Here is an 18,405-nt window from a genome sequence, read left to right on the forward strand (position 1 = left end):
CCTTCCGGCTCCCCGTCTTGGCGTAGAGTGTTCCCTGTGCCTAAAACGGTTCTCCTTGGACCAAATCACAACATCCCAGCACTCACACCCCAACGCACCCTCATGTCCAGCTACGCCGAACTCCTCGCCCAGAAAAAACTCCTCGACGAACAAATCGCCAACGCCAAGAAGGCCGAGTCCGAGCAGGCCCTGCAAACCGTTCTGCAACTCGTTCAGGAATTCGGCTTCACGGCCCAGCAAGTCTTCCCCTGGAAGCCGAGCAAACCCAAGAAGAAGGTAGAAGCCAAGTACCGGGATCCCGAGACCGGCGCCACGTGGACGGGCCGGGGCAAGCCGCCCCAGTGGATTGCGGGCAAGGACCGTACGCCCTTTGTGATCGGCTAAACCGATTGAGTCAGGTCTTTGGCAGGTGAAACCAGAAGACCGGACGGCAACACCAAACCGATGACCAACGACGCCTTGCCACCAGAGCAGCTCGGCCCAGAAATCCAACGTGATGTTCAGCGGCTGCTAGGACGCTGCATGGTCCGCATCCAGCAGTATGAAAAAGCCCTCAAGACACTGCTCGCGCACCACGAGATCGCAGGGCCCGTCGAGTCTTTGGCAGACCAACCCGCACACAGAGCCGAGAAGCTGTCTGGCCAGACGCTTGGAAACTTGGCCAAGCAACTCTTCGAATCTTTCGTGGTCCTTGAGGGCTTCGAGCGTGAACTCCTGCCAGAAGACAAGACACCGACTGACCGCATCTCAGTCGCTCACAGCTTTCGAATGACCTTGCGCCCTGAACAGTTGGCTGAGACCAAGTCATCGATTGACGAGTTCGTTACGCTGCGCAACGACCTGGTGCATCACTTTCTCTCCCGTTTCAACATCTGGGAAGAGCAAGGATGTTTGGACGCGATGGCTTACCTCGAAGAATCCTACCTGCGCATCGACGCTCGCTTCCAGGAGTTGAGAGCCTGGATGTTGACCATGCAAACCGCGAGAGAGGCCACAGCCGCGTTCATGGCGTCCGAGGTTTATCTTGATATGTTGATCCATGGCATCAACCCGGATGGCAGCTTCGAGTGGTGGCAAACCGGCATCGTTCGAGCGTTGCGTACCGAGGTCCAAGGCTTTGCCGTTGACAACTGGGCCCCGCTGGAAACCGTCAAGGCTCAGATGCTCGCTCGGCATCCTGATCTAACCCCTCAGAAATACCGTTGCACCACTTGGCAACAGGTACTGCACGAGTCCGCGGAGTTCGATCTTGAATACCGCCGTGAATCTGACACAGCCCCCAGAAAGGCATGGATACGCTTGCGTCCCGAGCGGCCACCGAGTGGCAGGGCCAAGGAGCACAAGCGCCCAGGACGCGGCCCGGCGATACCACCATCGGATCAGATCGTCGAGCCCGGCTGAGGGGCGTTGAAGACAGCGACTACCCGTGTGTAGAGGGCACGATAGCTATCGCTGCAAGCACCATCCCACAGTCCAGTCCCCCCTCCACCGTACGCGCCGACCACACGCTACGACACTCCGCCACCCGTACAGCCGCCTCGTGGTGCGGATAGGCTCCGGGAACCAGACACTGGTTGTGCCCCAATCCCCATCCAGGATGCACCAGGGTGTCCATGACTAAGAGGCCAGAAGCCGTTGTGCACACCACACTGCCTGACCCATCCCCCGCCGGACTCCAAGGCCCTTCCACACCGACCACGAGCATCCATTGAGGTGGCGGGGAAGGTCGGCGCGGAGCTCCCCGTTCCTCCCTGGCGATCGACTGCCACATCAGCAGCACCAGACCACCCCGGTGAATCGCGTCGTGGCACAGTGCTAGCAAGTCCGAAGATGCCTGCTCCCAGACGAGCTGAGGGTGGAACCCGGGGAGTAGTCGCTGCGCATGGCGCAACACCCCTGCTGCACTGGTCACCGCTGGTACTGCCACCCGCTGGCCAGTGAGCAAGGCCACCGCTTGCTGCAGCACTACCGCACCCGTGCGATGGGGCGGCGCTCGATGCCTCACCAGAATCCCCGGCAGCACCTTGGAACCTGGTTCTGAATCCGGCCCACTGCGATAGCAAGGCACCGTCTCCATCACCAGTCCCACGGCATAGCGCCGAACCAGCCCTTCAGGCAACCGCATGGGAAACCCCCGGATCACCCGTTGCACTGGCACGCACGCCCAATGCTTCCTGCTTGCGATGCAACTTGCCTCTCAGTGAGATAGGAGGGGATGGCGCTCTGGTGCTTCGAGATCCAGAGCCTTCTCCATCCCCGGCATGCACTCCTTCCATGCCAGGCTCCGGGTAGAACTCCTCGACGACCTCCACGCCTTCTTCTTCCGATTCTTCGAACTCCCCCAGCGCCAAACCCTGCCGCGCTGCTTCATCCAGCGCCGCCTGGTCCAGCCCCAGCGCAGCCTGCTGCTCGCGCTCCTGCCGTGCCAACGCCACGACCTGGGACAGAGTGCTTCCCACTCTCAGCGTCAGATCGACGTAGTAGATCGGCGTACGGTGCGACAGCGTAGTGGACTTGCCCCGCAGCCGAAGCTCCAAAGGCAATCCCGCCAGCAACCCACCCGACACCGCAAACAGATACCGCAGCCGGGCTGACAGTGTCCGAATGCTGTTGAACCCCGTGGTTCGGAACACAAAGCTGCCCAGTTCATCGCCAGCCGAGCCCACCTCGGTACTCCCCTCCGCCTCCACCCGCACATGCAGCCGCCCATACGGCTTGCAATTCCCATCCTGGGCCAATGCACACACTGCAGGCGAAGGGCAGGGCAGGGACTGCATCCCCGACAGCGTCACCCGCTTGCAGCTTTCCCCGTCTCCTACACACAGCGGCCGTCCCGTGGCCCGGTCAAACATGGTGTAGTTCGCCCGCAGACTCAGGTCCGGATCGTCAAACAGCAGCCGCACCGGAATGCTGCGCAGCTTCGCCCCCGGCTCATTGCGCAACTGCGCATCCACCGGATGTGGAACCCACCCCTCCTTGTTCTGGACCTGGCTGGTCAGGGTGAACTCATCGTCCTTCTCGGGAAGACGGCGTCCTGCCTTCTCCACCACCCGCCCAATCGCAATGCGCCCGATCACGGGCGGTGTCAAAGCCAAACCTTTGAGCATGTGAATCTCCTTGTTGAATGCCAAAGCACCACCAAAGCACAACGGGCCTCACCGTCTCCGATGAAGCCCGTCTGGGGATGCGTGTATGAAAATGAATTGAATGAACCTGGGCCCCGATGTCCCCGGCCCACCTTCAGGTCTGCACCAGGAACCTGCGACTCCCTGGCTTGGGCACCGTGTACGCCTTCACGATCTCCGGCTGCTCTTTGGCCAGCCGCGTTGTATCCAGCTGCGTCCCGTCCCTGCTGCGTTTGAAACTCACCTCCCCGTTCTCAAACACAGCCCGACTGGAATCCCCCATGCGCTGCTGAATCGCCTGCTTGAGCTGGGCTTCCAGCGCCGTGTTGGTCGCCAGCACCTCCCGCACCGCCAGCAGGTCAGAGAACACCGCCCCCATCACCAGGTCATGCTTGAGGTTCAGGGTGAAGCCGGTGTCCCGGGGATACAGCGCCCGCAAAGCCCGGTCTGCAGAATCCGACCCATCGGCCGGCGGCGCCTGGCCCCGCTCCACATAGCTCCAGAACTCCCGCTCCAGGGTGATGAGCTGAGCGATCAACTCCTCATCTCGCTCGATGCGGAAGATCTGCAGTTCCTGGCCTCCCAGCAGCAAGGCAATATCTGCCGCCTGTTTGCCCGTCACGGCCAACTGATGCTGCACCTGCAACTGCACATACTCTGGCACCCCATCCCGCCAGAGCCAGGCGCCCTGAATGCCAGCGGTCTTGCACTCCAGCAACTGGACTTCCGGCGCTCCTATGACCTCCCGGTCAATATTGGCCAGCATCCAGGGGTGCTCGGGATGCTGCAGTACTGCGTTGATGCGCCGCACCCGGTTGCCCGTACGGCGGGTGTAGTGCGCCGCCACGATGGGCTCCAGAAGAGAACCCCAATACATCGGACTCAGATCGTCCGCACCCCCATCACCCGGTGGAGCGGTGGGAGCACGACCGGTCTTCTCCATCCACAGCTCCAGCTGCGACTGGTAGGGATTGAGCCCCACCGCCGCCGCAGCATCTGAACTGCCAATACCACCCTTGCGCACTTGCAACCACTGATCGCGATCCAGGTCCTGGGTCTTGACCAGCCGAAGGGCAGGGCGGGGTTTGGTGGAGGACGACCCCACCGGTGAAACAACAGGTTGAACCATGCTGACTCCTTGTGTGAAAAGAAATGAACACCCGCACCACCCCCAAAACGAAAAGACCCCGGTCCACTGAAGGAGCCGGGGTCTATGCCGTGAAGGGCGATAGAGGTGAATGGATAAGGCGCGAGACAAAAACCAGGATGTGCCGCCAGAACGGCAGGCACCATCACGACGCCAACTGCAAGGCCTGATCCAGTGCCCGCTGCTTGAGGGTGGCCCCCTGGCCAAACCAGGCACTGTCCAGGCGGTACTCCTGACTGCGCGCCCGGCGCTCGTGGTCCACGAACTCGGTGACGGCGCACAGCAGACCCCAAGCCGTGCCCTTCGCGGCCGCCAACTCCGCACCCCGGCCCTGGCCTTCGTACATGGCCTGCACCTTCTTGAGCGCACGCTCATTGGTGAGACCTGCCGACGCATCGGCATGCCCATCCGTCTGGCACAGCACCTTGAGGAAGTAGTTCATGGACTCATGGCTCTTGACCTTGCGCTCGGACAAAGTCTTCATCCTGTACATGAAACCGTCCCACTGCGAGACGGCAATCCCCAACTGCTTCTTGACCGCCTGGGCATCAAAGCTGGTGCTGTGGGGCACCTTGATCGCACTCGATGTCCCAGACAGGGCAATCGAGAGCGTGTTGTTGCAGACCACCCGCACGGTCGTGGGCGTGGCCGTGGTGGCCAAGGTCCCATCGCAGGACGTGGCCAGCAGCAGATAGCCATTGACCACATCGTTGCCCTTGAGCGCCGAGGACTTACCTGTACGGGCCAGGGCCCAGAACTTGCGCCCAGCCTTCAGGACCCCGGCGGTCTCCAGCTCATAACCAGAGACTTCCGTCAGATCGCGGTAGAACTCCAGCACCTGCTTGGGCTGCACCACCTGGTAGCGGGCACTGACCACTGACAAAGGGGCCTTGGTATCGCTGCGGTACAGCACCTTCTGGTCGGGGAACTCCATGGGTTCGCCATAGAGGTCCGAGACGGAAGAGGCGGCACCGGGCGCTGCACCAGTAACGGACTCCGTGGCCATGTAGCGCACGGGGGTCTCGCGAATGGTCCAGTCCATGCCCGCTTCACGGGCCCAGACATCGATGGGTTGTTTGGCGGGCAGTTGTTGACCCAGGTTGTGCCAGGGGGTCTCACCGACATAGGCCACGGTTTGAACGAGATGTGCCATTGAAAAACTCCTTGTAGAAATGGAAGAAAGAACAAGAAAACGAAAGAGCGACAAGATGACAACCACCCACTCGCCCATGGCTGTGCCACTGCGGACTCCGAAAAGCACACAGCAAGAACGAAGAGCCGGGTAGGGGAGTGAGATAAGGGAAAGAGAAAAGAGAAGCTAAACCGAGAAGGGAGCAGGACGAAAACCGCCCTTGCACCTCATTCGCGTGGAGGGCCAAAGGTGTGATCGCACTCCAGGCAGCGGTAGTTGTCCAGGCAGTTCTGATCGATGGCTTCACCGATCTTGCTGCCGACCTCACAACCGATGGCGCCGCCCACCAGGCCACCGAGGGCTGCACCGGCGAGACCGCCCAGGACGGATCCTGCGGGGCCGGCAAAGGCCCCGAGCGTGACGCCCAGTTGGGCGCCGCGCAGTGCACTCGCTGCGCCGCTGGCGGCGCCGGCGATAGCGCCGACAGCGCAGCCGGCATTGCGGCCGAGGTCGCGGGATTCCAATCGTGGGGATTGGCATTGGGGACAGGTGAGCATGGAAATCTCCTTGAAAGAACATATGTGGTGAAGAAACTGGGAACCGAGACAGACCAACCGGCAGCCCCAAAAGCAAAAGCCCCGCGTGCGTGAACACACGGGGCTTAAGAGGGCGGCAGATGGCTGAGCCGAGAATCAGGAAAGCAGAAAACTTCGACCCAGACGGCATAAAGCCCGGCAGCTCGAGATGAGCGTGCCGGGCTTTATGGGCGTTGGACGGCTGCCAAGGGGCAGACGGCGGTCAGGTCACTGGGGTGATATGTGACTGAAGAAATTTAGGATGGAGGAAAAAGACACCTCAAGGGAGTTGCGAAGAGCCATTGAAGCGCATTGCCAAGGGGTCTCAAGCCGCGGTGGGCTGCGGTTGGACGCTCGATGAAGGCCTCTCCACGCTGAGGATGCATTGCCGCACGGAACGCATGATGGAGATGGTCTGCATGGATCGATCCTTTGCGTGGATAGCAAAGCAGTGGCGGCCGTACTTACCTTGGATCACACGAATCTGTGTGTCGGATGCAGGAACTTCAGGGGTTCGCTGTGCGCTGTGGATCAGGCGCTTGATCTCGTGTTGATCGGGGTCTGAGACCGATTGGCCTGGCTGATGGCGGTGCAGGATCTCTCGGTAAAAGAGACTGGCTTTGTTGATGCTGGGAAAGTCTTGGCCGTCGATGTGGACGGGGATTTTGGATGGCGTGGGAACTCCACGGGTCGCGGGGACCGTTGTTGTTGAACAGGTGGAGTGGCCCGGTCTACTGTGAACCACTCACAGTATTGGGGCTAACATGCCAAGAGAGATCATCGGGTCCTATTGAGAGCGTCGATACCAACTGATGGTCCTCAATTCAGTTACTTATTCCCAAGAGCGCGGCGAGTACCGCCAGAACCATAGAAATGAAAAGCAGTTTTTCGGTAGACGCAGCGGAAAAGATGGCGGCAGTAACTGTCGAACAGGCTGCAAGTTTTCTTGACATTGACCCGTCAAAATTCATCGATGAGGCGATCCGCTTCGATATTTGGATCTACATCGAAGTGCCTATTGGTGCCCCACTGGCGGCAACTTATCTCAATTCCTCAAGGCGTGCGTTAGATGCGTTCAAACACGATGATTTTGGCGCTCTGGCGACCGAAGATGGAAATTTCTCTGGATACATTTTTAATTATTACGGCGCCGCTTTTCAATTTCGTGTCGGATCTGAAGTCCTGAGAGCAATAAAGCGATCCGGAGTGTCATGGCAACAGCGTTTTTGGGATTTCAGGCGCTCTGCTTCTGCTCCTGAGTTTCATTCAGCTTTCACGGGCGTTGAGGATGAGGCTCGATGGAGGGATCCTACCCATGAGGCCACTGCTTGCTTCATTAGCCCGATCATTCGCCTGCGTGAAAAATATTCGCTCGATTTTTATGTCATAAAAAAATCACATCTTCTGGTTTCGGGTCCCGATCTAGCGAGGTGGATGGGGTATGCTGGTTACGATTCAACCGGCCGGTACCCTCGCTTCCCCAGAGATCGCCACAATTTCTGGACAAAGACGTCTCTCCAACAGGAAGAGGCGAACCAACCGGTTTCATTTGATGAGCCATGGGCGCAGCAGGTTATTCAACTAGTCGATGAACTGCTAAATTTGCTTTATCAAAAGAAAACTGCTTCGATATCGCACTTTACAGTGGATCGTGGAGCTGGCCTTCGAGAGTTGGTCAAGGTTTACTGCGGTTTTATGGTGCGTTATCCGAAAGGGCCAAGAACTTTCGAACGTTTTGACGAATATTTATTCAAGGAGAGATGCTTCTCTGCAATGGAGTTTTCTGCAAATTACAAACACAAATTATTTCATGTGTTGATTGCAAAAAGTGTATTTGCCGAGGGAAATACAAAAAGGCTCGGAACGCATTTGGCTCGAACGAAGATATTGAAGGAGCTTGAGGGCTTGCAGGTGAGTAAAGGTCTGCTTATTATTATTTCTGTGGCTGCGGAATATATTGGTCAAGACGCCCCTGTTAGTGCCTCGGTGCTTGATAAGAGCTTTATAGATCTTGGTATCTCAGCGAACAACATGCCGGTCATTAAAAAAATACTTGCGCTTCATGACACGAAAACCGGTCCTAAACCAGCCAAAGCAGGTAAGCAATTCTTTACTCCATAGGTGAGGGGCAGAAAGATCCGAGTCGATTTAGCCTGACTTCGCGCAAGAAGCGCGCTCAATGTTCTAGATGGGGGCAGGGCGTGGTTCCGGTAGTAGACGAGGCAGTGCGCACTGCCTCAACCTTCCTCGTTTTTGAGTGTGTCTCTTGGGCGTTCGGCTATCACTGACTCGGACTCGGAGTCGGGCTCAAACGGCACCCGCTTCAGTCAATTGTTGGCTTCTCCTCCAGCAAAGTCCTCTCCGGGTACGTTGATCCTTGTTCCCAAGCAAGAGTTGGTGAGTGGCGTTCCGAGAGGCGCTTCTCTCCGTTCGTTGTGTAAGGCTCCAATGTCCTGTCGCGACAGGTGGCGACAGGGTTCGGTTATGGGAGCATCAACTGCGCCCCTGGCGCTCTCACACGCAGAGCGCTCCTGTGTCTTCTCCTGAGACACGGCTAAATCTTTTCGCTGGCGCCTCTCATTGGCGCGTTCGCAAACATAGGTGCGGTCGGCGCTTTTGGTTCCAGTGCGATAGCCATCGCGACAAAGGGTTGCTCTATGACCTTCGCTCGGGCTAGCGATCCGTGTCATTCACTGGCATTTCTCACACACCACTGCAATCGATGCACTCCCATCAAGTGCCCAGTGCAGGCACCTCTATTGACTGCCTTTAGGGCCATTGTGAGCGCGCTTCGACCGCGCTGCATCCTCTACCGACTGGCCGAAGCAGCTGATTTCAAACTATCAAGCAATAGGCTCTTGCGCGCACAGATTGCGCCTGACAAAGGTCTTGACTTCGAAAGTGTGAATCTCGGAAAAAATTTTCCTATTTTTTCGCCTCAAATTTTAAGTTAGTGAATGCTTCTATTGTTTTCGTGCGAGAAAGCAATAGAACCCAAGAAATCAAAAAAGGAAAGTTCAGTCTTCCCAACACGGAAGACACCATGAACCACTCTCCTGCTTTTGAAGGCACGCTGATCAACCGCAAGACGGTCCAGGAACTGACGCACAAGTGCCCAGCGTCCATTCACAACGCGCTCAACGCAAAAGGCCCGTACTTCGACCCTGACTTCCCACGCCCGATCAAGTTGGGAATGGGCAGGGGCAACTACTGGATCGAAGAGGAAGTCCGGGTTTGGCTGGCAAAGCAGGTGGCTTTGTCGCGACAGCCGGTCAGAAAAGGAGGTGCCCACAGCTAGCGCCCTTCTTTTTCTACTCAACCAGCGGGGGGCCAAAGCCCTCCATAGATTGACCCAAACAGAGACATCAAATGTTTTTTATTCCACCCAAGTCAGAGCACACGAAGGCTTATCCATTCGGTGCCTTCGCTAACCAAGAATTGAACGAAATCTTTAACGATGTCATGGACATGACCCAAGCGCCTGCGCCGCTCATCGGCAGCGCAATGATGGCCGTCATGGCGTCAGTGACACAAGCCCAGGTCGACGTGGAAGGACTGACCGGTGAAGCAACACCCTGTAGCCTGATCGTGGCAGTTGTTGCGGACAAAGGAGAGCGCAAGACCACAGTCACGAAGATCTTGATGAAGAAGATCGAGGAGACAAGCCATGAAGCCTAAAAGCCCGGAACAAGCAGCTTGGGAGGCCGAATGCAAGCGCCTCCTGAAAAAGATCACTCGGACCCCTTGTGACGAAGAGGCCAAACGGCTTCAGGAGCAGTACCGACTACATGTCGGATTGCGCCCCAAGCCATTTCTGCCAGGTCTTCGCGAATTTGGCGATACGACTACAGCCGCCTTTTTGGAGGGGATTGCATCATCTGGTGGTACAGCCATCGTGATTGCTGACGAAGGTGGGACTGTCACTGGCGGTCAAACGCTCGCCAGTCTTGCCATTTGGAACAAGGGATGGGATGGGACAACCTTGCACCATGATCGTTTGAGTAGCGGTTCCATCGTTGTCGAAAACCCAAGGGTTGTGGTCTTTCTCGCGATTCAACCGGAGCCGTTCCGGCGCTTCTTTGAGAAGAATCACTACATGGCACGCGAATCGGGATTTTCTTGCAGAGGCTTGTGGGCCTATGTGGAGAGCACGCAAGGATACCGAGGAGTGGGGGGGCATAGTGCCAACAGGCCTTACTCGGCAATCAAGCAGTTTCAGCGTCGTAGACATGAGTGCGAAACCCGCAGCAATGAGATTCTTCGGGACCCTCAGGCGACTCGACAGCTTCTTCGACTGACAGCCGGGGCCACTCGCCTACGGCAACAGTTTGCTGCTGAAATGGAGTTGAGCCTGCGCTCAGAAGGTGCTTATGCGGATGTCCGCGATCAGGCCTCGAAAGCAGTAGAGATTGCCTCCCGACTGGCCGGTGTCATTCATTGCTTTTTGAACCGCGATGGTGACATCGACGAGAACACAATGCGCGACGCAATTTCTCTCATGCGATGGCACTTGGAGGAGTACCAGAGACTCTTTGGTGAGCCGAACCAGTACTCGCATGCGTTTGAGGACGCAATGAAGCTTCAGAATTTTCTGGTGGAGCAAATCAATGTGCAGGGCTGGTTTCGGATGAGCAGTTTTCCGAGGAGTCAACTCCGTACTTATGGCCCGAATGCATCGCGCTTGCCAAAGCGCTTTGATGCAGCCATCGACTATTTGGTGCGACAGGGTGCCTTGACTGAAGAGCGCGTTAAGGGCGGCGCTCGTATCCGATTGGTGCGGGACTACTTCAGGCCCTTGGTCCATCCATTTTCCATGGCGCAGCACGAGCCTCAAATCTCAAGTTTGCCGAATGGCATTGGCTTCCGGCTACCCGGCCAGCTTGGGCTACTCACGGGGTTCCGGTCGTCTATTTAAGTCTCCGTGAGATCTTGCCGCGGATAGGTGGTAGCCAGCCCTATGACTAAAGCACCTTCGAATTGAGAGGAGGCACCCTGAAAACCCGCTAGTTCAGCGGGTTTGCAGGCCCCCCTCCGCCAAAAAAACGTCACAAAAATGGCCCCGACCTGATCCGCAACGAGCACCTTCCCCGAAAAAAACTGTTTGAGAAAGAGGATCAAAATGACAATTGAAAAACTTTTGGCGGCCCACATGGCTCAATCCAACCCGCCCCAGGAATCTGTGTTGGACCAATACTTGGCCGTCGCTGAAGAGAAACGAAATGTGGATGACAAGCTGTCCAGTCTACGCAGAGCAATGGTCGCGGAAGGACTCCAAGTAGTCGCTCAGTGCATTGAGAGGTATCAGCTAACGGCTGAAGATCTGAAAGAGGTGTTGCCGCTTCCGACACCCTCGAATTCATTTCAGAAGGTTGGGTCAACTACCCGCCGCAGTTACCGTGATCCGACAACTGGAAGGGTTTGGAACGGCCATGGGAAGCGCCCCAGTTGGTTGCTTGAGCACGGCCCAGATGCGTGCCTCATCACTTGAGATGGGTGCGGAGAACTCAGGACAACCCAACGCCATGCCCCTAGAAGGGGATCGCGTTGGAGTGCCATCTGTCACTGCTCGTCTTTGATTTCGAATGGTTCGCAAGGTCGCATTGATGCTGCGACTTCTCTAGAAGCGACCCAGACGACGTTGAGCTCGTACTGCTGAAAGGCTATCCACTGCTTGGTGCGGATCTCTACCAATTCCGGCATGTTGCCCATGGGTGAGATCCGCTTAGAGTAGTTGCCAATAACACTGTCGTTTTGAAGGTCCACTCTTGCGAATACGTTCTCATTCGAGTGCGGCGGCATGGAATTGCTGGTAATAGCCCGTGGGCCCGAATGGTCGGAATAGTGCGAGTTCCGAGGCTCCCAAGGAGAGAAATCTCCAGATGAGTAATCCTTTTTGTAGCCAAAAAGCGCTCGCAATTCTAGGTAATCCTTCATGGCAACCTGCCATGCCGATAGATCACCTGGGTGGCAAAGAGCGCGTAGCGGGAAAAGGCCTTGTCTGATCAGATAACTTGCTTCCTCCGGAATTAGTTTGCTGCTGTAAGTAGGTTCTAGTTCTGTGTCTGGAAGGAAAGGGATATCAACAATAGAGCCAGGGGTAAAACGCTGGTTGTTTTCTCTCCAATGACTTAGGTCGAGTGCGAGAAAGCTGATGGGCCTCTCTCCATCGCTTTCTATGCAGTCTATCGGTGACCTTCGATAGAAAACCTGATAGAGAAGATTGAGTAATCGGTATCCGTTAAGAGCGACTGCCGGGTTGTGTTCATTGCGCTCTGAATTCTTCTCTTGCAGAAAGAAAAATGGAGGCAATGGCACACCATCGAAAAGTATCTTTTGGAGAACGTCAATCGCCTCAGCATAAGACCACTTCTTTGATTCGATGTCGTGGGAGAGGAGTAGTGACTTTTCGTGTACCCATGCCAGCACTTCCACCAGTCGTGGTGAGGAGTTTTTGAAAGGCCTGGCAATTGAGTCGCTGTTGTCGAGTTGGCGAAAGAACATGAATGGGTTTAACTGAATGATTGACTGAAAACCATCTCAGCTTTTGTGATTCGTTTTATAGCTCTGAGCATCTCAATAAGAAGCCTTGTGGGGGCGTAAAGCGGGCTTCGAACGGATGTAACTCAGATGCAATTGGTAGGAGCTAGATTCAACTTTTTCGCCAAAAGCGGTGGAGTTTGCGAGGGGTTTTCATTGCGTAGATGGCTTTTTTAAATGGAGTATATGTTATGTGGTATTTATGTTATCTATTAACTGCTCTATAAGGCCAGTCTCTCAATGCTGAGATGCCTCTCATAAGGCCATTGTTCGATATAGACTAAGTCTCTAATCTCTCTTCTGTGCAGGGAGTGTAGTGGCCTTAAAAATAGAAAATCAATATTCATTCGAATGAATGAGCAACGGAGTAAGTGAAATGTTTGTAGACCTGATGGAATCGCACGTTGATTGTGCAATCGAATCACCCCAGTGTGTACTCACTGTAGATAAGGGCACTCTTGTGTGGCTTGAGCAATTGCAATCGGCATTGCAATCCACTTGCCCGATTGGCAGAGGTAGGAAAAAGCTCTCTATGACTCCTCATGCACGTGTGCGAAGAGCCAAGAAGCTATCAGCTCTTCTGGAGGGGATGGCTCTCTCTGAGGTGATTGAGCGAGTTCGACTCGGAAAGAGCGATCCGCACATCGCATGCCTGGATCGTGCTCTTCCGTCCATTCTGAAGGACAAGAGCATGACTGAGCATTTGTCGAGTGGTGCGGCACTGACTCTGGCAATGGAGATCCTTGACGGGCTAATGATTGTGTATGCGAGTTGGTTCGGCAGATCAAAAATTGACAATGCGCGACGGGAGCGGGAACGTGCCTGTGGGGCATTGGTCAAACGAATGCTCGCGTTTAAAAGAAGATACCCCAAGCTCATGGTTATCAGACTCGATGTGGGCTACGGTAAGCAATACGCGGCCCACACAGATCCAAGTCACGAAATCCTAGACCACTGGAGTGAACTCTTGGACTTGATCAAAGATGACTTTGCAAAGAGCTTTCTTGGATATGCGGCTAAGTTTGAGTACGGGGTACGGAAGGGCCCGCACATGCACCTGATGCTGCTTTTCAATGGATCGAAAGTTCGCCAGGATGTGACGATCGCTCGGCTCATTGGGGAGCTGTGGAAGAACAAAGTGACGAAGGGTGCGGGGCTGTATCACAACAGCAATGAGCCGAACTACAAGGCCCGTTTCACTTACTGTGGTGTGGGCGTTTTTAGTGGACTTGATGACGCGACGATTGCGGGGTTTCAAAGGGTTGCCGACTACTTGGCCAAACGAGAGCTCCTTGTCAGGGTTGCTATGCCGCATTTGGGTCGAGTGCTCAGGACAGGGCTTGTGCTGCCTCCTGCGCCTGTTTAGTGGGAAGAACTGAGGGAGCCTCTTAGGGGCAATGGACCGCATTGCAGCGGGAGCAGTCTCTCATCCGATGGCGCTGCTGCGCAAGAAGCTGGACAAGTACAACCTTAAAACATCTGTAGAGCTGCGCCAAATCCCCGATGGGCGAACCGTGCGCACCTCCGGCATCGTGATGCTGATGCCGCAACCCAATCCCGCCAAAAGGAACGATCTTTGTGTCGTTCGAAGATGAGCATGGAACGATGCAGGAGATCTGCTGGCGGGGCATGAAGGAGAAGTAGCGCGAGGTGCTGCCGGGGGCCAGCTGCTGGCGGTCAAGGGGCGCTGGCAGAAGGAGGGGGAAGTGTGCAACCTCATTGCGGATCGCTTGGCGGATTTAACGCCGATATTGGGATGGCTGGCGACGGCGAATAGAGATCTTAGGTAAGCGGACAGAAAAGCGTAAAAATACTTCGATGGTCGAGCATGGCTCCTATGTTCAGTGAAGGCGTGACGACGAGCTGTCGCACGCTTCAGTGGCGTTCAACCTGACATTGTGCAAAGAGCATCAAAGATGTTCGGGTCGGGTGCCAACATAGGCGCCGGAGTCGAAAGAAAGTGACTGCATATGTTCTCGCTGAGCAACGGGTGGGCTTAATGTGACCCGGATCCTACGCATTTTGACCAAGCTACAGACTATGAGTGCAATCGTTGAACGATGATCCACGAAGGCGCAATTCGATTAGCACATATGAAACCGCAGAGTTGCGGAAAAATTCGGTGATTGATATTGGATCGACGGGACTGCCAGGTAGTGCTCCCTAATCTTCTTCGGCCGCCCACTTGGCAGCATCGGCACCAGCAGGCAGCCGGAAAGGCGCTGTTGAATCAGTAGCCGCGCGCCACACGGCTTCTGCTACATCTTGAGGTTGCGTCGTTAGATCGATAGAACTGCGCATTTGGGTCATCGTTTTTCGCATGAAGTCCCCGTAGCTCTCGTCCTCCAAACCGCGTAGATAAGCACTTGCACTCTCGCGAAAGCGAGTTTCGCTGGACGAACCCGGCAGCACAACCCGAACACGAATGCCGAACTGTTCTACTTCGTGAGCCAAAGACTCACTAAGCGCATTCACCGCAGCCTTAGCAGCGCGATACGCGCCGACTAGAGGTAGCGGCTTGTAGGTGACGCTTGATGTTACGTTCACTATGACACCAGATCCGCGGTCCCTCATTCCAGGAAGAACAGCTTGAGTCACTGCAAGAACACCGATCGTATTGGTCTCGAACAATGCACGCGCTGTCTCCATACTCACCAACTCCAGTGGTGCTACAGCTCCGAAGCCCGCGTTGTTCACAAGCACGTCAATTGGCCCGGCTGACGCGACTGCAGACCAGATGCTATTAGCATCGGTCACATCAAGTGGAAGAACACGGATTCGATCAGAAGTCCCGAATAGGTCATGCTGCGGATTGCGCATCGTGGCAACGACATTCCATCCGCGTGCAAGAAAGTAGCGCGCCGTCTCAAGGCCGAAGCCTGAAGAGCAGCCAGTGATCAGGATGGTTTGCATGCTTTCCTTAACGAGGTTCATAGGTGCCTGACGATAGAAGATCCTCTTGTAGCGCGCTAGAGTTGGGAATCCATATTTCATTTACAGGAGTCCACTTTGATTGATCCACTCTCGGAAGTGGTCGCACTCCTGCAGCCGGCGGCTCGGCTGTCAAAACAGGTCAACGGTTCTGGCCAATGGCGCATTCGCCGATCGGACCTCGGAGACCCGTTTTACTGCGTAGTTCTGGAGGGCAGTTGCTGTTTGAGTCTCGACGGGAAGCCGCAAATACTGTTGGAGTCCGGCGATTTTGTTTTGATCCCTGCTGCATATGGAATTGTCATGACGAGCGCGGATCCCCCTGCTGATGACGTAATCTCGGTCCCAGCTTTCGTAGATGAAGGAGTTTTCGCTGTCGGCCAACCAAACGGTGCAGCTGACCTGTGTTTACTGGTAGGCCATTGCACTTTTGATTCGCCCGATGCGGCGCTTCTTGTTTCCTTGCTACCGGAGGTTGTGTACACACACGGCGACGAGCGGCTCGCTGCACTAGTCCAATTCGTGGGTGATGAAACCCGTCAACAGCGACCCGCGCGAGCGGCCGTTCTTGCGAGGCTGCTGGAGCTTCTTTTTATTGAAGCTCTGCGGTCGACAAGCGGCTCGAACTCCTCTTTAGGACTGGTCGGCGCTTTAAGCGACCCGCGAATCGCGCCAGCTCTCCGTGCGATGCATGAGTATCCAGCTAAGTCATGGACTGTGACGGAAATGGCGCGCGAGGCTGCGCTTTCCCGCTCCGCCTTCTTCGAACGATTCAGCAGAATCTTCGGCATGCCGCCAATGAAATATCTGCTTGCATTGCGCATGGCAATCGCGAAAGACCTGCTTCGGCGCGGTACCCCCAGCGTTGCCGAAATCGCCGAGCGCGTCGGCTTTAGATCAGCGAGCACTTTCAGCATCGCATTTGCTCGCCATGTGGGGCTCGCACCAACCCACTTCGCACGCGCACTGCAAATCGGAGGAGGCGATGAGCCTCGTGACCGCACAACTGTCGTATGACGAATTTTCCGAAGTGCAGTGCTATCGCGTTTGCCAGCGCTTGATCTTCGTCTTCTCTCGGACCGTGTAAAGCTTGTGCGAGTTAACGATGTGTCGTAAGTTGCAGGAGTTACGAACTGGCCACGGCGTAAGCTCGCCATCCTAAAGTGTGTGCTGTGAATTAAGTGTCGCGTTAGTAAAGAACTGTCGGACGGAGTTTGGTAAAGACCCCGCAGCGAGATCTTAGACCCACTCAAAGACAGTCGCGGACTGCGCCTCAACGTTTAAAGGCCAAGCATTTCGATGAGTGTCTGCGTTCGGCAGAATTGCAAGCCACCTCCATTGGCATTAGCACAATCGGAATGTGAGATGTGCAAATCTACAGGTCGGTTCTGGCGTCGTGTGCGGCGCCGTCATCACTACGCCTAGCGGCTGTGTCGATTCCGACCTCAGTTAATCTTTACCTGTTCCTTCGATCCAAATAGTGAATCTCTCCAGCGCTATCAACTGGATCGCGCTGTATCGGTTAGTGCGCACCCAACTCGCGCAGTAACTTCGGCAAAGCTTAGATAGGCCGTCGAGTGTTGCGCCTTCAGGCGCTAAAACGTCGCTCAGGCAGCGCAATCCACTCCACCTCGCCTGGCACCCGGCCAAGGGCCTGGGCTTCCCAGTCGTGTGCAGCCTTAACGATGCGCTCCTTGCGGCTTGAGACGAAGTTCCACCACATGTGGCGCGGGGCGTCCAGCGCATCGCCTCCGATCACCATCAACCGCGCCGCCGCCTCACCGGGCGCTGACAGCTGTACTGGTTCGCCCCCGTTCACCACCGCCAGCAGCTGGCTGCCGACCGTGTCGCCGTTGAGCTGTACTGGGCTGTCCACGGTGTAGACGGCCATCTCCTGCGCCAGCGGAGGAATCTCAAGCGACGCGCCAGTGGGCAGCTGGACGTCCAGATAAACCATTGGCGACAGGGTGGCCACCGGCGAGGTCTGGCCGAATGCGCTGCCTATGAGAACACGCACTATCGCATCGCCAACGCGCACCTGCGGGATCGCGGCTGCGGGCGTGTGCACGAACGAGGGATCGGCCTCCTCGTGCCCCAGTGGCAGTGCGGTCCACAGTTGGATCCCGTGATTCACATAGGTAGAGTCCGCCAAGCTTTCGGGGCGCCGCTCCGAGTGCACGACGCCGCGGCCGGCGGTCATCCAATTGATGGCACCGGGTTCTATCTCCTGGACACAGCCCAAACTGTCGCGGTGCATCATCGCTCCCGAGAACAGGTAGGTGACTGTGGCGAGACCGATGTGCGGGTGAGGGCGCACGTCGGGGCTGTCGCCCGGCTGCACGGTCACGGGACCGAAATGGTCAAAGAAGATGAAAGGCCCCACGGCTTGGCACTGCACGGCCGGCAGCAGCCGTCGAACAGTGAAACCGCCGCCCAGGTCCTTGACGTGACCCTTAAGGTGCATGGTAGAGCCGCTCATACCGCACGCTCCACCAGGGGCTCGAACTCGGTGGTCACGCTGGTCGTCAGCTTATGCACCGGGCACTTGTAGGCCACTGCCGGTAACTCGCCGATGTGCGCGTCGGTCAGCTCGCCGCTGACCTGCAGGCGTGTGGGCGGTCGGTAGGTGACAGCACGCTCGGTCGAGGCATCGCGCTCGACCACGGTCTGCAGATCCTGCACCGGAAGACCCTTCTTGCGCGCGAACCACAGCACGGTGAGCGCCTTGTAAGCGCCAAGCGCCGCGTCATACAGATCGTGAGTGCTCGGGCCGCTGTCGGCACCGCCCTCCTGCTCGCTGCCGTCGGCTACGAACTCTTGGGTGCGTATGTGCGCTGTCTGAGCCTGGGGCGCACCAGATATCCGCTGCAGTTGAATGGACATGGCTTTTTCCCTACAGGACGTTCGATATGGGGTTAAGCAGGAGGCACCGGGACTGTATCCAAGCGCAGGCCGTGC

Annotated in this window: 16 protein-coding genes and 1 pseudogene; 9 read left to right on the top strand and 8 right to left on the bottom strand. The window is 56.4% G+C overall.

The features are described 5' to 3' along the window. Window positions 1-102 precede the first annotated feature (102 nt). Window positions 103-384: an H-NS family nucleoid-associated regulatory protein gene (locus tag CLU87_RS03360; protein ID WP_099729510.1), complete on the top strand. Its 282-nt coding sequence runs from the start codon at window positions 103-105 to the stop codon at window positions 382-384. A 60-nt stretch (window positions 385-444) separates the two neighbouring features. Then, a complete protein-coding gene (locus tag CLU87_RS03365) occupies window positions 445-1,401 on the top strand; it encodes an OST-HTH/LOTUS domain-containing protein (protein WP_099729511.1) in 957 nt (318 codons plus the stop codon). A gap of 710 nt (window positions 1,402-2,111) precedes the next feature. Here the strand turns inward: CLU87_RS03365 and CLU87_RS03370 are convergent. The 4 genes from CLU87_RS03370 to CLU87_RS03385 all read right to left on the bottom strand — a co-directional run bounded on the left by CLU87_RS03370 (window position 2,112) and on the right by CLU87_RS03385 (window position 5,961). Beyond that, a complete protein-coding gene (locus tag CLU87_RS03370) occupies window positions 2,112-3,107 on the bottom strand; it encodes a phage capsid protein (protein WP_099729512.1) in 996 nt (331 codons plus the stop codon). A gap of 133 nt (window positions 3,108-3,240) precedes the next feature. Next, window positions 3,241-4,254 carry a YqaJ viral recombinase family protein gene (locus CLU87_RS03375; RefSeq protein WP_099729513.1) on the bottom strand — a complete coding sequence of 338 codons (1,014 nt, stop codon included), beginning with the start codon at window positions 4,252-4,254 and terminating at the stop codon, window positions 3,241-3,243. A 163-nt stretch (window positions 4,255-4,417) separates the two neighbouring features. Further along, on the bottom strand, window positions 4,418-5,425 hold the full coding sequence (locus tag CLU87_RS03380; protein ID WP_099729514.1) for a DUF932 domain-containing protein: 1,008 nt from the start codon (window positions 5,423-5,425) through the stop codon (window positions 4,418-4,420). Between the two features lie 206 nt (window positions 5,426-5,631). Further along, a complete protein-coding gene (locus CLU87_RS03385) occupies window positions 5,632-5,961 on the bottom strand; it encodes a hypothetical protein (RefSeq protein WP_099729515.1) in 330 nt (109 codons plus the stop codon). An 891-nt stretch (window positions 5,962-6,852) separates the two neighbouring features. Here CLU87_RS03385 and CLU87_RS23100 point away from each other — a divergent pair. The 4 genes and pseudogenes from CLU87_RS23100 (at window position 6,853) to CLU87_RS23665 (ending at window position 11,467) form a co-directional block, all read left to right on the top strand. Continuing rightward, window positions 6,853-8,100, top strand: a complete 1,248-nt coding sequence (locus CLU87_RS23100; protein ID WP_143227237.1) for a hypothetical protein — start codon at window positions 6,853-6,855, stop codon at window positions 8,098-8,100. A gap of 922 nt (window positions 8,101-9,022) precedes the next feature. Further along, window positions 9,023-9,277 carry an AlpA family transcriptional regulator gene (locus CLU87_RS03390; protein WP_099729516.1) on the top strand — a complete coding sequence of 85 codons (255 nt, stop codon included), beginning with the start codon at window positions 9,023-9,025 and terminating at the stop codon, window positions 9,275-9,277. Between the two features lie 218 nt (window positions 9,278-9,495). Beyond that, window positions 9,496-10,894: pseudogene (locus tag CLU87_RS03400) on the top strand (YfjI family protein). A 234-nt stretch (window positions 10,895-11,128) separates the two neighbouring features. After that, window positions 11,129-11,467 (top strand): H-NS family nucleoid-associated regulatory protein, encoded by a 339-nt coding sequence (locus CLU87_RS23665; protein WP_369804334.1) that lies wholly within the window; start codon window positions 11,129-11,131, stop codon window positions 11,465-11,467. A 71-nt stretch (window positions 11,468-11,538) separates the two neighbouring features. On the opposite strand, the gene CLU87_RS23105 is transcribed toward CLU87_RS23665, so the two are convergent. Further along, window positions 11,539-12,480 carry a hypothetical protein gene (locus tag CLU87_RS23105; RefSeq protein WP_143227238.1) on the bottom strand — a complete coding sequence of 314 codons (942 nt, stop codon included), beginning with the start codon at window positions 12,478-12,480 and terminating at the stop codon, window positions 11,539-11,541. Window positions 12,481-13,207: 727 nt separating this feature from the next. Between CLU87_RS23105 and CLU87_RS03420 the strand changes: the two genes are divergently transcribed. Beyond that, window positions 13,208-13,882 carry an inovirus-type Gp2 protein gene (locus tag CLU87_RS03420; RefSeq protein WP_158236061.1) on the top strand — a complete coding sequence of 225 codons (675 nt, stop codon included), beginning with the start codon at window positions 13,208-13,210 and terminating at the stop codon, window positions 13,880-13,882. Window positions 13,883-13,913: 31 nt separating this feature from the next. Beyond that, a complete protein-coding gene (locus CLU87_RS23110; RefSeq protein ID WP_143227239.1) occupies window positions 13,914-14,111 on the top strand; it encodes a hypothetical protein in 198 nt (65 codons plus the stop codon). Window positions 14,112-14,679: 568 nt separating this feature from the next. Here the strand turns inward: CLU87_RS23110 and CLU87_RS03425 are convergent. After that, window positions 14,680-15,429 carry an SDR family oxidoreductase gene (locus CLU87_RS03425; RefSeq protein WP_099732019.1) on the bottom strand — a complete coding sequence of 250 codons (750 nt, stop codon included), beginning with the start codon at window positions 15,427-15,429 and terminating at the stop codon, window positions 14,680-14,682. A 96-nt stretch (window positions 15,430-15,525) separates the two neighbouring features. On the opposite strand from CLU87_RS03425, the gene CLU87_RS03430 reads away from it, so the two are divergent. Then, window positions 15,526-16,464 carry an AraC family transcriptional regulator gene (locus CLU87_RS03430; RefSeq protein WP_099729523.1) on the top strand — a complete coding sequence of 313 codons (939 nt, stop codon included), beginning with the start codon at window positions 15,526-15,528 and terminating at the stop codon, window positions 16,462-16,464. Window positions 16,465-17,035: 571 nt separating this feature from the next. On the opposite strand, the gene CLU87_RS03435 is transcribed toward CLU87_RS03430, so the two are convergent. Together CLU87_RS03435 and CLU87_RS03440 are read right to left on the bottom strand one after the other, a co-directional pair. Then, on the bottom strand, window positions 17,036-17,926 hold the full coding sequence (locus CLU87_RS03435; RefSeq protein WP_099729524.1) for a pirin family protein: 891 nt from the start codon (window positions 17,924-17,926) through the stop codon (window positions 17,036-17,038). Next, on the bottom strand, window positions 17,923-18,330 hold the full coding sequence (locus tag CLU87_RS03440) for an OsmC family protein (RefSeq protein ID WP_099729525.1): 408 nt from the start codon (window positions 18,328-18,330) through the stop codon (window positions 17,923-17,925). The genes CLU87_RS03435 and CLU87_RS03440 overlap by 4 nt, the downstream gene beginning before the upstream one ends. Window positions 18,331-18,405 lie beyond the last annotated feature (75 nt).

Origin of the sequence: Acidovorax sp. 59 (genome assembly GCF_002754175.1) — a bacterium.
Lineage (GTDB): Bacteria > Pseudomonadota > Gammaproteobacteria > Burkholderiales > Burkholderiaceae_C > Acidovorax > Acidovorax delafieldii.

Bases quoted from the DNA above. Each gene is read 5' to 3' on its own strand.
- CLU87_RS03360 (WP_099729510.1), top strand. From the start codon at position 103: ATGTCCAGCTACGCCGAACTCCTCGCCCAGAAAAAACTCCTCGACGAA.
- CLU87_RS03365 (WP_099729511.1), top strand. From the start codon at position 445: ATGACCAACGACGCCTTGCCACCAGAGCAGCTCGGCCCAGAAATCCAA.
- CLU87_RS03370 (WP_099729512.1), bottom strand. From the start codon at position 3,107: ATGCTCAAAGGTTTGGCTTTGACACCGCCCGTGATCGGGCGCATTGCG.
- CLU87_RS03375 (WP_099729513.1), bottom strand. From the start codon at position 4,254: ATGGTTCAACCTGTTGTTTCACCGGTGGGGTCGTCCTCCACCAAACCC.
- CLU87_RS03380 (WP_099729514.1), bottom strand. From the start codon at position 5,425: ATGGCACATCTCGTTCAAACCGTGGCCTATGTCGGTGAGACCCCCTGG.
- CLU87_RS03385 (WP_099729515.1), bottom strand. From the start codon at position 5,961: ATGCTCACCTGTCCCCAATGCCAATCCCCACGATTGGAATCCCGCGAC.
- CLU87_RS23100 (WP_143227237.1), top strand. From the start codon at position 6,853: ATGAAAAGCAGTTTTTCGGTAGACGCAGCGGAAAAGATGGCGGCAGTA.
- CLU87_RS03390 (WP_099729516.1), top strand. From the start codon at position 9,023: ATGAACCACTCTCCTGCTTTTGAAGGCACGCTGATCAACCGCAAGACG.
- CLU87_RS23665 (WP_369804334.1), top strand. From the start codon at position 11,129: ATGGCTCAATCCAACCCGCCCCAGGAATCTGTGTTGGACCAATACTTG.
- CLU87_RS23105 (WP_143227238.1), bottom strand. From the start codon at position 12,480: ATGTTCTTTCGCCAACTCGACAACAGCGACTCAATTGCCAGGCCTTTC.
- CLU87_RS03420 (WP_158236061.1), top strand. From the start codon at position 13,208: ATGACTGAGCATTTGTCGAGTGGTGCGGCACTGACTCTGGCAATGGAG.
- CLU87_RS23110 (WP_143227239.1), top strand. From the start codon at position 13,914: ATGGACCGCATTGCAGCGGGAGCAGTCTCTCATCCGATGGCGCTGCTG.
- CLU87_RS03425 (WP_099732019.1), bottom strand. From the start codon at position 15,429: ATGCAAACCATCCTGATCACTGGCTGCTCTTCAGGCTTCGGCCTTGAG.
- CLU87_RS03435 (WP_099729524.1), bottom strand. From the start codon at position 17,926: ATGAGCGGCTCTACCATGCACCTTAAGGGTCACGTCAAGGACCTGGGC.
- CLU87_RS03440 (WP_099729525.1), bottom strand. From the start codon at position 18,330: ATGTCCATTCAACTGCAGCGGATATCTGGTGCGCCCCAGGCTCAGACA.